Genomic DNA, 13,392 nt, shown 5'->3' on the forward strand with positions numbered 1-13,392 from the left:
TGCTAATGTACTCTGTTGCGCAATAATTGCGTCCCTCCGACACAACTCCAGCATCGGTAGTCTATGGCAAGCCAGGATCAGCAGTCCCAGATTAGAGAACTCATTGCCCGTGGCAAGGAGCAGGGTTACCTCACTTATGCCGAGGTCAACGATCATCTGCCCGACGATATCGTCGAGCCGGATCAGATCGAAGACATCATCAGCATGATCAGCGACATGGGGATCCCGGTCCATGAGACCGCCCCGGATGCCGACACGCTCATGCTCAGCGACAGCGCCGTGTCCACCGACGAGGACGAGGCCGAGGAGGCCGCCGCGGCGCTCGCGGCAGTGGACGCCGAATTCGGCCGCACCACGGACCCGGTACGCATGTACATGCGCGAGATGGGCACCGTCGGGCTGCTCACCCGCGAGGGCGAGATCGAGCTTGCCAAGCGCATCGAGGACGGGCTCGACCAGGTCCTGCGGGCCCTGTCCGGGTATCCGGAGTCATCGCGCACCATGGTGGCCCTGCACCGGGGCATCCAGAACGGCGAGTTGCGCCTTGCCGAGGTGGTGGCCGGTTTCCGTGACATCACCGAGCTCGTCGATAACGTCCCCGAGGTGGTCGCGCGGCACCAGGTCCAGGCCGACGAGGCGGCGCGCGAGGCCGAGGCCCGGGAGGCCGAGGCCAGCGAGGATGAGGAACTCCCGGTCGCCGAGACCGGCCCCGACCCCGAGCGTGCCGCAGAGATCTTCGATCGGATCGAGGTCCTCCACGCCGAGCTGGTCGAGATCCTCGAGCAGTCCGGACCGGACGGCCCGCGCGTCGGCGAGATCCGCGACGAGATGACCGGCCTGTTCCTCGCCATCAAGTTCGTCCCCAAGGTGATCGATGGCCTCGCCGGCAACCTGCGCAAGGCGGTCGAGGGCGTACGCGCCGGCGAGCGCGAGGTCATGCGGGTCGCCACCAAGCAGGGCGGCATGCCGCGCAAGGACTTCATCGCCAGCTTCCCCGGCCACGAGACCGACACCGGCTGGGTCGACAAGGTCGCCGCCCAGCGCAAGAAGTACAGCAAGACGATGGAGGAGTGCCGCGACGCCCTGATCGAACAGCAGTCGGAGCTGATCCGTATCCGCGAGCTCACCGGCCTGCCGCCGGCCGAGATCAAGGAGATCAACCGGCGGATGTCGATCGGCGAGGCACGCGCCCGGCGGGCGAAGAAGGAAATGGTCGAGGCCAACCTGCGGCTCGTCATCTCCATCGCCAAGAAGTACACCAACCGCGGCCTGCAGTTCCTGGACCTGATCCAGGAGGGCAACATCGGCCTCATGAAGGCGGTGGACAAGTTCGAATACCGGCGCGGTTACAAGTTCTCGACCTATGCGACCTGGTGGATCCGGCAGGCCATCACCCGGTCGATCGCCGACCAGGCGCGAACCATCCGCATCCCGGTCCACATGATCGAGACCATCAACAAGCTCAACCGCGTCTCCCGGCAGATGCTCCAGGAGATGGGGCGCGAACCCTATCCCGAAGAGCTCGCCGAGCGCATGGAGATGCCCGAGGACAAGGTCCGCAAAGTGCTCAAGATCGCCAAGGAGCCGATCTCCATGGAGACGCCCATCGGTGATGACGAGGACTCGCACCTGGGTGACTTCATCGAGGACACATCGGTCATGTCACCGGTGGACTCGGCCACCCGCGAGGGGCTGAGGGAGTCGGTGCGCGAGATACTCGGCGGACTGACACCACGAGAGGCGAAGGTCCTGCGCATGCGCTTTGGTATCGACATGAACACCGACCACACCCTCGAGGAGGTCGGCAAGCAGTTCGATGTAACCCGCGAGCGCATCCGCCAGATCGAGGCCAAGGCCCTGCGCAAGCTGCGTCATCCGACCCGGTCGGACAATCTTCGCGGCTTCCTTGACGAGCAGTAACTCCCCGCCGGTTGCGGGCCCATAGCTCAATGGTCAGAGCAGAGGACTCATAATCCTTTGGTTCCAGGTTCGAATCCTGGTGGGCCCACCATTCACCGCCGGCACATCCCCTCGTTGTCAGAGGACCACACCCGAGCCACAGTGTTGTTTTTCGCACACACCTCGAAGCTTAACTCGTCCCTTCGAGACCAATTTCTCGCCCCGCGCCGCACTTAGCGTCAAAAATTTACCGAAAAATTTCCACAAAATGGTTGCACTCCAACCACAGCTCGATATACTCGAGTCGTGTTCAGGGGAATTACCCGTTGCCGATTAGCAACAGGACGATTCTCCTACCAGAAATCTGCGGGTAGTCGGCTGCATTCGGCAGTGCGTTGCCCAGACAGTGTTGTAAATAATGACTTTCAAGGAGTCTATGATGAATAAGACAACCATCGCGCTGCTGACCGCAGCCGCTCTCGGCACCAGCGGCCTTGCCGCCGCACAGACCGACGGCCCGAACTTCTCCGGCCGTGTGGATATTCGCTTCAACGACGTTGAGGACTCACAAGTTAGCGGCAGCAACGCAAGTTCAAAGCTGGCGATTTCTGGCGGCTCCGACGACGCGATCGCCGGATTGAGCACTTTTTACTACGCACGCATCGCGCTTCTTGAAAATGATAATAGTGCATTTAATGCGCCTGACGAGTCGTATGGCAATAGCATTGATTATGCCTACACTGGTTTTGAAGGTGACTTTGGTCAGTTGTCCTTCGGTATTGATGACGACCTTCTCTACAAGTATGTAGGTGCTTACACCGACCTGTATCGTGGCGTCGGCCCGGCAACAGGCGGAGGCGGCCTCTACGCCAACGTTAATCGGTTCGGCCAAGACGCCTCGATCCAGTACAGCATTGATGTTCAGAACTTTTCTGTCGCAGCTTATGCTGACACCGCCGACGACGGTAACGGTGGCCTGAATCGCACGCAGCTCGCGGGCTCGGTTAATCTTGGCGCCTTGGATCTTGGTGTTGCATATTCCGACAACGATATTGACAACAATGATGACCAGATCGCGCTGGGTGGTTCCGTTGACGTGGGTATCGCCTCATTCCGGGCGACCTACCTTGACGACGCTGAAGGTAATAATCCCGTGCACGCCGCAGCAGTTGTTCCGCTGAGCGACATCTTCACCGCGACCGTTGGATACAGTGTCACCGACAATACCGACGACGACAACGAAGTGAACGCGATGCTGATGGCCGACCTTGGTGGCGGTCTGGACCTCAACGTGAGTGCGCGTGACAGCGACACGGATGGTCGGGATGGCGTCTCCGTCGGTGCCCGTTACAACTTCTAATCTGAAGCGGTAACAGCCACTAAAACCCCGCTCCGGCGGGGTTTTTTTTGGAATCAAATCAACCCCAAAGCAAGCCACATCCTCCGGTTGCAAACCCTGTCATCCCTCTGAAATATTGCATATCCGGATAGGCATATATACTGTGGCTCCATTGTTTCGGAGCACGTCGCCTTATGCCGCACTACAACGTTCTTTTCCTGTGCACCGGCAACTCCGCGCGGAGCATCATTGCCGAGTCGCTCCTCAATCATATGACTGACGACCGCTTTACCGCCTACAGCGCCGGGAGCATGGCCACCGGGACGGTCAATCCGCTGGCCCTGAGGGTGCTCGAGGGCATGGATCTGCCCACCGAGGGCCTCTACAGCAAGAACTGGGACGTCTTCGCCACCGACGACGGCCCGACCATGGACTTCATCTTCACCGTCTGCGACCGGGCGGCCGCAGAGCCCTGCCCCATCTGGCCCGGTCAGCCGATGACGGCGCACTGGGGGGTGCCCGATCCGGCCGCCGCCGAGGGCACCGACGAGGAACGCCTGCGCGCCTTTCATGACACGGTGACAGCGTTACGTCGGCGCATCGGGCTATTCGCCAACCTGCCCATGCAGTCGCTGGATCGGATGAGGCTCAAGCGCGAGCTCGACGCAATCGGCGATGATATCGCGGAGGGAAACAATGGAAGCGATCGCGCAACCGACTGAACGGACCCTGGACCCGACCCGGATCTTTCGGCTCCTCGGCGAGGAGACCCGCCTGCGGGCCGCGTTGCTCTTGCAGCAGCGCCCCGAGCTCTGCGTGTGTGAGCTCACCGAGGCAACGGGCGTAAGCCAGCCCAAGATGTCCCGACATCTCGGCCACCTGCGGGACGTCGGCCTGGTAGAAACCCGGCGCAGTGGCCAGTGGGTGCACTACGCACTGCGCCGCGACCTCCCCGAATGGCTGCGCCAGACACTTGCGACGCTGGCAGGCGAGCGACCGTTCGCCGACGACCTCGCGGAGCTGCGCAACGCCATCATCCGTCACCGTGGCTACTGCGAGGAGTAATCAAAGCGACACCGGTATGACTGACGACACGACACCCAACCTCGACGAGACAGCGTTCCAGCCGAATGACGACTCGCAACTGTTCGCCGCGCCAGCCAATCGCCCGCCGCGGATACTCCTGCTGTACGGATCGCTGCGCGATCGGTCGTTCAGCCGGCTGACCGCCGAAGAGGGGGCCCGGATCCTGCGGCGACTGGGGGCCGAGACGCGCCTGTTCCACCCGTCCGGCCTGCCCCTGCCCGACGATGCCGACGCCGATCACGAGAAGGTGCAGGAGCTGCGCGAGCTCGCCACCTGGGCCGACGGTTTCGTGTGGAGCTCCCCGGAGCGGCATGGCGCGATGACCGGCATCATGAAGGCGCAGATCGACTGGATCCCGCTCAGCCTGGGGGCCGTGCGACCGACACAGGGCAAGACGCTGGCCGTCATGCAGGTCTGCGGCGGTTCGCAGAGCTTCAACGCCGTCAATCAGTTGCGCCTGCTGGGACGCTGGATGCGGCTTATCACCATCCCCAACCAGTCCTCGGTGCCGAAGGCGTTCATGGAGTTCGACGACGACAATCGCATGAAGCCATCGCCCTACTACAACCGCATCGTCGACGTGATGGAAGAGCTCGTGAAATTCACGCGCATGACCCGCGATCGTCGCGACTACCTGGTGGATCGCTACTCCGAGCGCATCGAGAGCGCAGACGCCCTGTCGGCGCGGGTCAACCAGCGGTCAATCTAAAAAAACGGGGGCCGAAGCCCCCGTAACATCACGTCAGTGGTTGGGGATCAACCCGGTTACTGATCGCCGAACTGGTCTTCCTCGGTCGATCCGGTCATGGCCGTCACTGATGACACGCCGCCCTGGATCGTCTGTGTGACCTGGTCGAAATAACCGGCACCCACCTCGCGCTGATGCCGCGTCGCGGTGTAGCCGTGCGGCTCGGCGGCGAACTCGGCCTGCTGCAGCTCGGAATAGGCCGCCATCTGCCGCTCCTTGTAGCCACGCGCCAGCTCGAACATCGAGTAGTTGAGGCTGTGGAAACCGGCCAGCGTGATGAACTGGAACTTGTACCCCATCGCGGCGAGCTCGTTCTGGAAGCTCGCAATGGTCTTCTCGTCCAGCTTGCCGCGCCAGTTGAATGACGGCGAGCAGTTGTAGGCGAGCATCGTGTTCGGGTGTTCTTTCTTGATCGCCTCCGCGAAGCGCTTGGCGAACGCCAGGTCCGGCGTGCCGGTCTCGCACCAGATCAGATCGGCGTAGGGCGCATACGCCAGCCCGCGGCTGATGGCCTGCTCTTCGCCGGCGTGGGTGCGGAAGAAGCCCTCGGCGGTACGCTCGCCGGTGATGTACGGCGCATCGTAGGGGTCGATATCCGAGGTGATCAGGTCCGCGGCCAGCGCGTCGGTACGGGCAACCACCAGGGTCGAGGCACCCATCGTGTCCGCCGCGAGGCGCGCAGCGACCAGCTTCTGCACGGCTTCCTGCGTGGGCACGAGCACCTTGCCGCCCATGTGGCCGCATTTCTTCACCGACGCGAGCTGATCCTCGAAATGAACGCCCGAGGCGCCGGCCCGGATCATGCCCTTCATCAGCTCGAAGGCATTCAGCACACCACCGAAACCGGCCTCGGCGTCGGCGACGATGGGCTGCATCCAGTCGATGCCGTCATCGCCCTCGGCGTGATGGATCTCGTCGGCACGCAGCAGGGTGTTGTTGATGCGATCCACCACCGACGGCACCGAGTCCGCCGGGTAGAGCGACTGGTCGGGATACATGGTGGCGCCCAGGTTGGCGTCGGCGGCGACCTGCCAGCCGGAGAGGTAGATGGCCTTGAGACCCGCCTTGACCTGCTGCATCGCCTGGTTGCCGGTAAGCGCACCGAGGGCGTTCACATAGTCCATCTCGCCATCATGCAGATAGCGCCAGAGCTTCTCGGCGCCCATGTTGGCCAGCGTGTACTCCACCGGCACGGTCCCGCGCAGACGCACCACCTCGGATGCCGGATAGGGCCGTTTGACTTCGGCCCAGCGCGGGTTCTCCTGCCAGTCTTTCTCGATTTCCGCTGCCGTTTTCATTGTATTCATCGCTCTCGCCTCCTCTTGACCTTGATCGGTCACCCGAGAATATGCGGCATTGCATCATTTCACAAGGTAATGTAGACAATACATATCATTGGATAAGCTAATAATCGGAGTCGACATGCCGATACCGGCCGACACCCCGTCCCACTACCGGCAGGACCGGCTCCGCCAGCTCCGGGCGTTCTGCTTTACCGCCGAGGCGGGCAGCATCTCCCGGGCGGCCGAACGCCTGTCGGTCACCCAGCCCTCGGTGTCGTTGCAGATACAGGCGCTCGAGCGAGAGCTCGACATCACCCTGCTCGAGCGCCGGGGACCACGCATCCGCCTCACCCCCGATGGCGAGGCGCTCTACGCCGAGGCCTATCGGCTGGTCGAGGCGATCGACGGGCTCGCGGAGCGCTTCGGCGAGGGCAATCGGCCGCTCGACAGCGGCCGGCTGGATATCGGCGCGGGGGAGTCATCGACGCTCTATCTGCTGCCGCCCATCCTCGAGCCGTTCATGGCCGAGCACCCCCACGTCCAGGTGCGGCTGCACCACCTCTCGGTCGGCGAGCTCATGGAGGCACTGCGCCAGGACCAGGTCGACTTCGCCGTGGGCGCGATCCTCGATATGCCCGACGAGCTGCGCTACCAGGCGATCTACGCCTACGGCCTGTCGTTGATCACCCCTCCCGACCATCCGCTGGCGCGGCGCGATGTGATCACCATGCGGGACCTGGCGGGGCAGGACTACATCACACCGCCGCGGGAGATGACCACCTGGCGGTTGATCGACCTGGTTTTCCAGCAGCATGCGGTGCGCTACCAGGTCCGCCTCGAGGTCGGTAGCTGGGAGGCCGTGAAGCGCTATGTCGGGCTGGGATTCGGGATCGCCATCGTCAGCAATGTCTGCCTGACCGAGGCCACTCCGGACATCGCCGTCCGCTCGCTGCCCGAGGTCTTCCCCAGGCGCACCTACGGCGCCATGTCGCGGCGCGGGCGGTTCCTGTCGCCACAGGCCCGGCGCTTCCTGGAGATGATGCGCCCCGATTTCTTCGACGCCGCGGATCTGCCGTCGGGACTGCGCGACTAGCGGTTGCTGAGCCGCAGCTCGATGCGCCGGTTGCGTGCCAGATCCTCCGGATCGTCCCCCTCGGCCAGGGGCTGATACTCGCCATATCCCACCGCCGCGAGACGATCCGGCGGGACCCCCTGGTCGATCAGGAAGTACAGGATGGACTGGGCGCGCGCCGTCGAGAGCTCCCAGTTGGAGGGGAATTCCGCCGTGCTGATCGGCCGCCGGTCGGTATGCCCCTCGACCTGTAGCACCCAGTCGATCTCCGGAGGAATCCGGTCGGCGATCCGCCGCAGTATCAGCGCCACCTGCTCGAGCCGCGCCTCGCCATCGGCGCCGATGTCGGCGGAGGCGGTCTCGAAGAAGAGCTCGGACTGGAACCGGAACCGGTCGCCGACGATCTCGATCTCCTCAATATCGCCCAGCACCTCGCGCAGCCGCCCGAAGAACTCGGAGCGGTAGTCGGAGAGCTCCTCCACCTCCTCTGCCAGGGCGACGTTGAGGCGCTCTACCAGGGTGTCGATACGGGCCTGCTGCTCGGCCACGGTCTCCTCCTCGATCTGCAGCGACTCGGCCAGGCTGCTGATCTGGTCACGGAGCGCCTGTACCTGCTGGCGCAGCGATTCGACCCGCGCCTCGGCATCGGCGGTCAGCTGCTGCTCCTGTTCGATGGCGTCCTGCCGATCCTCGATCTCCGCCACGAGGTCCCGGATCCGCAGATCCCGCGTCTCGATCTTCTCCTGGGCGAGTCGCGTGCGCTCCTGTGCATCGGCAAGCCGGGCCTGGAGCTCGCGGTTGCGGTCACGGATCGCGCCCATCTCTTCCTCGGTCTCATCGAGGCTGGCCTCGAGCTCGCCCACCCGCGATTCCAGATCGTCACGTACCGCCCGCAGGGCGGAGATGTCCTGCTGCAGCGAGGCGATCTCCATCAGGCTCGCCTCGAGGTCGGACTCGCCGATACGGACCTGCTCGCGGGCGGCTTCCAGCTCTTCACGGGTCAGTTCGAGGGCCTCACGCGCCTCGTCACGTTGCGAGAGTGTCGCATGCAGTTCCTCGTAGAGCCCGGAGACCTGCTCTTCCAGCCGGGCCCGCTGGTCGCGCTCCATGGACAGGGTATCGGCCATCTCGGAGAGCTCGGCGCGCAGTGACTCCAGCGCCTGGTTGCGGTCGGTGAGCTGAGTACTCAGGTAGAGCTGGGAGACCACGAACAGCAGCAGCACGAAGACGAAGGCGAGCAGCACCGCCGCCAGCGCGTCGACGAACCCCGGCCAGATATTGACCGACGAGCGGTTACGGCGATCACCCCCGCGCATCCGGCGATCAGCCCCGGGCGTTGTCGTTGAGGTGGGAGACGGTGCGGGTGAGCAGCCGAACCTCGTCGCGCAGCTCGCTCAGGAGTCGTTCGCGGTCGGTGACCATCTCCTGGCGCATGTCATGCAGCCCTTGGGCCATAGCTCGGAGCTGCTCGGTCTGTTCGCTCTCCTCGCTGCTGCGGGCCTCGCTGACATCGGCGAGCCGGCCGAGCACGCCCTGAAGTTCGGACTGGGTCCGGGTGAGGCCGATGAGCCCGCGCTGTTCGCTGTGCGACTGATCGGCAAGCCGCGACACCTCCTCGGTCAGCTCGATGATACGGGCATCGACCGTGCGGCGCTCCTCGTCGCCCCGCGCCATGATCCGCTGGAGCTTGTCGAGGCTGTCGGCGGTGTTCTCCAGCAGCGCCTGGATGTAGGCCGGCACCGAGCCGTCGGCATCGCCCCCCATGGCACCGCTCGACAGCCGTGTCTGCCCGGACAGCCACTCCTCGAGATCGTTATAGAAGCGGTTCTGGGCATGCGACGCCTGCAGATCGACGAACCCGAGCACCAGCGAACTGGCAAGACCGAACAGCGACGAGCTGAACGCCGTGCCCATGCCGGTAAGCGGCGCCTGCAGGCCATCGCGGAGTTCGGTGAAGATCTGACCGGCATCGGCGCCATCGATGCGCAGGTTGGTGATAACGCCCCCCACCGCGCGGAGCGTGTCGAGCAGCCCCCAGAACGTCCCCAGCAGTCCCAGGAACACCAGCAGACCGATCAGGTAGCGGGAGACATCGCGCGACTCGTCGAGCCGCGTCCGGATCCCGTCGAGCACCGTGCGCATGGACGTCGCGGAGAGGCTGAACCGATCGCCCCGCCGGCCGGTGAGCATACGGGCCATGGAGCCCAGCAGCCGGCTGGTCGGCAGCGAGGGCGCATCGCCCTCCTCGGCATGACGGAACCGGTCCACCCAGTCCACCTCGGGCTTGAGGACGAGGACCTGCCGGCAGTTGATCACCAGGCCGATGAAAAGGACGCCGAGGATCATCCCGTTGAACACGGGGTTCGCCATGAAGGCATCGGTCAGCGGCTCGAGCAGCAGGCCGCTGACGGCGGCCACCGCCGCCAGAAAGATAACGATCCAGATCAGGACGCGATTCGGATTGCGCACACCATTCCCCCGGTTGGATCTTCACACATCGGCCACACCATACCGTGATTTGCCGCTGGTTGTATCCTGTGGCTGCGTTGGCGGCCGCGGTTCGCTATCCTCGCTGCATGAATGATGCGATGCGGATCTACCGGAGTGCGCTCGGTCTCGCCCTGCTGGTGCTGACCGGCTTTCTCGTCTACTGGCTGCAGCCGATCCTCACCCCGTTCCTGGCGGGCGCACTGCTCGCCTACCTCGGTAATCCGCTGGCCAGTCGGCTCCAGCGAATCGGCCTCAACCGGACCGTGTCGGTCAGCCTGGTCTTTCTCGCGCTCACGGCGCTCGCCGTGGCGGTGACGCTGATGCTCATTCCGCTGGTGGGCCGTCAGATCGGGACGCTGCAGTCCCAGCTACCGGCAATGCTCGAATGGGCCCAGACCCGGGCATTGCCCTGGCTCGAAGCGGCACTCGGCGTCGATGCCTCGCTGCTTGATCTCGACGTCATTCGCGACACCCTGTCCGCCCACTGGCAGTCCACCGGCAACGTCGCCGCCGGTATCCTCCAGCGCGTCACCGCATCGGGCTTCGCGCTGGCGGGGGCACTGGCGAGCCTCGCCCTGGTGCCGGTGGTGGCGTTCTACCTGCTTCGGGACTGGAACAATGTCCTCGCCGCCAGCCTTGCACTGGTGCCCGATGCCTGGCGCGACACGGTGGCAGGGCTCGCCCGGGAATGCGACGAGGTGGTGGGCGCGTTTCTGCGCGGTCAGCTGCTGGTGATGATCCTGCTCGGCCTTTTCTACGCGCTGGGGCTGTGGCTCGTCGGTATCCAGCTGGGCCTGTTGATCGGGCTGCTCTCGGGGCTGGCCGCCGTTGTACCCTATCTCGGCTTTATCGTCGGTATCGCCGCGGCAACAATCGCGACGCTGTTCCAGTTCAACGACTGGCTGCTCCCGTTACTACTGGTATGGGGCGTCTACGGCGCCGGGCAGATGCTGGAGTCGGTAGTGTTCACGCCGCTGTTCGTCGGCGACCGGATCGGTCTGCATCCGGTTGTCGTGATCTTCGCGGTGCTCGCCGGTGGCCAGTTGTTCGGCTTCGCGGGGGTGCTCCTCGCGCTTCCCATCGCCGCCGTCATCGCCGTTTTGCTGCGCCACGCCCATGCCTTCGTCACCGGATAGGGGAATGATGTCCAAGCCCAAACCGCTCCCGCCACCGCCGCGCGAGCCCGATCTGGACGAGTGTTGCGGTAGCGGCTGTGATCCCTGTGTCTTCGATCTCTACGACCAGCGGCTGGAGCGCTGGCGAACGCGCTGCGAGGCCATCGAGGCCGAGAATCGCGCGGCCGGACATGACCCGGCGGGAGATACGGGCCGATGATGCGCCTGTTCAGCCTGCTACTGATCATCCTCGCGCTGGCGTTCCTGCTCTCGCCCCGATTCCGGCAATGGCTGCGCGCGCGGGCACCGATCTTCATCCTCGGCGCAATCGCCGTCGTCGCCATCGTGCTGGCCATCAGCGGCCGGCTCAACTGGATTTTCGCGGCCATCAGTGCCGCCCTGCCGGTGATCTGGCGCCTCGCGCCACTGCTCCGCTTTCTGCCACTGGTGGCACGGCTCACCGGGCGTCGCCGCGGCAAACAGGGGGACGAAACCGACACCGACGGTCAGCGACCCGCTTCGCGTAACGGCCGCATGACCCGCGAGGAGGCCGGCGAGCTGCTGGGCGTCGAAGCCGACGCCGACCGCGAGGAGGTACTCGCCGCGCATCGACGACTGATGCAGCGGCTGCACCCGGATCGTGGTGGCACCGACTACCTGGCGGCACGCCTCAACGAGGCGCGCGATGTCCTGCTCGGGGGGCGACGCTGATGGCCGGCATGATTGCTCTGGTGCTCTCACTGCAGCTCGTCGGCGAGGTAATGGTCCGGCTGACCGGCGCCCCCGTCCCGGGCCCCGTCATCGGGATGCTCCTGCTGGTCGGTGTTCTGGCACTGCGCGGCGGACCGCCCGAACCGCTCTCGCGCCTCGCCGAGACCCTGATCGGTCATCTCTCGCTGCTGTTCATCCCGGCCGGGGTGGGGGTGATCAGCTACCTGGGTCTGCTCGCGGACCGGTGGCTGGCGGTATCCATAACGGTGGTTGCGAGCACCCTGATCAGCCTTCTGGCAACCGCGGTAACACTCCGCCTTCTGCTCCGGCGGCGAGACATGGAGGGTTCTTAGTGGAGGGGTTTTTCCAGGTCTGGGCCTATCTCGAGGAGCAACCCCTGCTCTGGCTGACGGTAACCGTCACGACCTATGCACTGGCGCAGTGGCTGTTCGCCACCAGCCGCCGGTTTCCGCTGCTCAACCCGGTCCTGATCGCGGTCGTGGCGACCGTGCTGCTGTTGCTGGCAACCGACACGAGCTACGACACCTACTTCGAGGGGGCGCAGTTCGTCCACTTCCTGCTCGGACCCGTGACCGTGCTGCTGGCCATTCCCCTCTACGAGCAGCTGCCGCGACTCCAGCGCCAGTGGCTGCCGATCGTGGTGGCGCTGGGCGTGGGCTCGGTCACCGCCATCGGCAGCGCCGTTGCCATCGGCTATGCGCTGGGACTGGGGCCGACCACGTTGCTCTCGCTGATGCCCAAGTCGGCGACGACACCGATCGCCATCGGCGTCGCGGAGAAACTCGGGGGCGAGGCCTCGCTGACGGCCGTTTTCGTCATCATGACCGGGATTACCGTCGCAGTGGCGGGCATCCCTTTGCTACGGCTGATAGGCGAGCGCGACGGGACAGTAAAAGGATTCGCGATGGGCGTAGCCGGGCATGGCATCGCCACCGCCCGGGCGTTTCAGCACGGCCAGCCGACAGGCGCCTACGCGGGACTGGGGATGGGGCTCAACGCCACCCTGACCGCGCTGCTGGCGCCGCTGGTCGCCTGGTTACTGGGCCTTTGACAAGGTGAGATCGACAACCACGCGCACCTCGTGGTCCGATACCGATGGATCGCTCCAGTCACCCTGGCCAACGCCGAAGCGGGTCCGGTCGATGACCACCGAGCCGTCCATGAACGCCCGATTGCCATCGGTCTCCCAGGTAAACGGCAGCGTTACCGGATGGGTGTTCTCGCGAATGGTGAGCGTGCCGGCCGCCTCGTAGCCCTCCGCGGTCGAGGTTATCTCGTCGGCGACATAGGTCGCTTCGGGGAATGCATCGACGTTGAACCAGTCTTCACCCGGCAGGGCCGAGTCGCGCTGGGAGCTTCCGGTCTCGACACTGCCGGTCCGGATGCGTACGTCGAACCGGCTGCCCGGGAGATCGTCGGCGGAGAAACGCAGATCCGCGTCGAAGGACTCGAATCGGCCCTCGAACTCCCCGCCCTGCTGGGTCGCCTCGAAGCCGAGCCGGCTGTCCTCATCGACCACCGTCCACTGGGTAGCGGCCAGGGCGGGGGCGGGGGCGCCGATCATCACGGTGGCTGTCAGCCCGGCGGCGATCAGCCGGTTCGTCATGCGAACAAAGCGCTGAGTCATG

The 13,392-nt window shown here is 64.8% G+C and carries 15 protein-coding genes and 1 tRNA gene; 12 read left to right on the forward strand and 4 right to left on the reverse strand.

Annotated elements, in window-relative coordinates:
* Positions 1-63 precede the first annotated feature (63 nt).
* The 6 genes from rpoD to arsH all read left to right on the forward strand — a co-directional run bounded on the left by rpoD (position 64) and on the right by arsH (position 5,033).
* On the forward strand, positions 64-1,920 hold the full coding sequence (gene rpoD, locus EV698_RS08600) for an RNA polymerase sigma factor RpoD (RefSeq protein WP_130503667.1): 1,857 nt from the start codon (positions 64-66) through the stop codon (positions 1,918-1,920).
* A 15-nt stretch (positions 1,921-1,935) separates the two neighbouring features.
* Positions 1,936-2,011: transfer RNA gene (locus tag EV698_RS08605), tRNA-Ile, on the forward strand.
* A gap of 327 nt (positions 2,012-2,338) precedes the next feature.
* A complete protein-coding gene (locus EV698_RS08610) occupies positions 2,339-3,259 on the forward strand; it encodes a porin (protein ID WP_165385762.1) in 921 nt (306 codons plus the stop codon).
* Between the two features lie 173 nt (positions 3,260-3,432).
* Positions 3,433-3,960 carry an arsenate reductase ArsC gene (locus tag EV698_RS08615; RefSeq protein WP_130503669.1) on the forward strand — a complete coding sequence of 176 codons (528 nt, stop codon included), beginning with the start codon at positions 3,433-3,435 and terminating at the stop codon, positions 3,958-3,960.
* The gene (locus EV698_RS08620) at positions 3,935-4,303 is read left to right on the forward strand and encodes a metalloregulator ArsR/SmtB family transcription factor (protein WP_130503670.1); all 369 of its coding nucleotides are present in this window, start codon (positions 3,935-3,937) and stop codon (positions 4,301-4,303) included. Before EV698_RS08615 ends, EV698_RS08620 begins: the two co-directional genes overlap by 26 nt.
* Before the next feature lie 16 nt (positions 4,304-4,319).
* Entirely contained in the window at positions 4,320-5,033 is a 714-nt protein-coding gene (gene arsH, locus EV698_RS08625; RefSeq protein ID WP_130503671.1) for an arsenical resistance protein ArsH, read from the forward strand.
* 56 nt (positions 5,034-5,089) lie between these two features.
* Here arsH and aceA read toward each other — a convergent pair whose 3' ends face one another.
* Positions 5,090-6,379 carry an isocitrate lyase gene (gene aceA, locus EV698_RS08630; protein ID WP_130503672.1) on the reverse strand — a complete coding sequence of 430 codons (1,290 nt, stop codon included), beginning with the start codon at positions 6,377-6,379 and terminating at the stop codon, positions 5,090-5,092.
* Between the two features lie 115 nt (positions 6,380-6,494).
* Between aceA and EV698_RS08635 the strand changes: the two genes are divergently transcribed.
* Entirely contained in the window at positions 6,495-7,448 is a 954-nt protein-coding gene (locus EV698_RS08635; RefSeq protein WP_130503673.1) for a LysR family transcriptional regulator, read from the forward strand.
* On the opposite strand, the gene EV698_RS08640 is transcribed toward EV698_RS08635, so the two are convergent.
* Together EV698_RS08640 and EV698_RS08645 are read right to left on the reverse strand one after the other, a co-directional pair.
* Positions 7,445-8,743, reverse strand: a complete 1,299-nt coding sequence (locus tag EV698_RS08640) for an OmpA family protein (RefSeq protein WP_130503674.1) — start codon at positions 8,741-8,743, stop codon at positions 7,445-7,447. The two genes, EV698_RS08635 and EV698_RS08640, sit on opposite strands and share 4 nt — an antisense overlap.
* A 7-nt stretch (positions 8,744-8,750) precedes the next feature.
* Positions 8,751-9,896, reverse strand: a complete 1,146-nt coding sequence (locus EV698_RS08645) for a flagellar motor protein MotA (RefSeq protein WP_130503675.1) — start codon at positions 9,894-9,896, stop codon at positions 8,751-8,753.
* Positions 9,897-10,003: 107 nt separating this feature from the next.
* On the opposite strand from EV698_RS08645, the gene EV698_RS08650 reads away from it, so the two are divergent.
* From EV698_RS08650 to EV698_RS08670, 5 genes are read left to right on the forward strand one after another with little or no spacing between them, the layout of a single operon-like run.
* Positions 10,004-11,053, forward strand: coding sequence for an AI-2E family transporter (locus EV698_RS08650; protein ID WP_130504072.1), 1,050 nt, complete (start codon positions 10,004-10,006; stop codon positions 11,051-11,053).
* 7 nt (positions 11,054-11,060) lie between these two features.
* A complete protein-coding gene (locus tag EV698_RS08655) occupies positions 11,061-11,252 on the forward strand; it encodes an oxidoreductase-like domain-containing protein (RefSeq protein WP_239016245.1) in 192 nt (63 codons plus the stop codon).
* On the forward strand, positions 11,249-11,743 hold the full coding sequence (locus EV698_RS08660; protein ID WP_130503677.1) for a J domain-containing protein: 495 nt from the start codon (positions 11,249-11,251) through the stop codon (positions 11,741-11,743). The genes EV698_RS08655 and EV698_RS08660 overlap by 4 nt, the downstream gene beginning before the upstream one ends.
* Positions 11,743-12,096, forward strand: a complete 354-nt coding sequence (locus EV698_RS08665) for a CidA/LrgA family protein (RefSeq protein ID WP_130503678.1) — start codon at positions 11,743-11,745, stop codon at positions 12,094-12,096. Before EV698_RS08660 ends, EV698_RS08665 begins: the two co-directional genes overlap by 1 nt.
* Positions 12,096-12,815 (forward strand): LrgB family protein, encoded by a 720-nt coding sequence (locus EV698_RS08670; RefSeq protein WP_130503679.1) that lies wholly within the window; start codon positions 12,096-12,098, stop codon positions 12,813-12,815. The genes EV698_RS08665 and EV698_RS08670 overlap by 1 nt, the downstream gene beginning before the upstream one ends.
* Here EV698_RS08670 and EV698_RS08675 read toward each other — a convergent pair.
* Positions 12,801-13,391, reverse strand: a complete 591-nt coding sequence (locus EV698_RS08675) for a YceI family protein (RefSeq protein ID WP_130503680.1) — start codon at positions 13,389-13,391, stop codon at positions 12,801-12,803. The genes EV698_RS08670 and EV698_RS08675 overlap by 15 nt on opposite strands.
* Between the last annotated feature and the right edge of the window lies 1 nt (position 13,392).

Origin of the sequence: Spiribacter vilamensis, assembly GCF_004217415.1 — a bacterium.
Taxonomy (GTDB): Bacteria; Pseudomonadota; Gammaproteobacteria; order Nitrococcales; family Nitrococcaceae; genus Spiribacter; species Spiribacter vilamensis.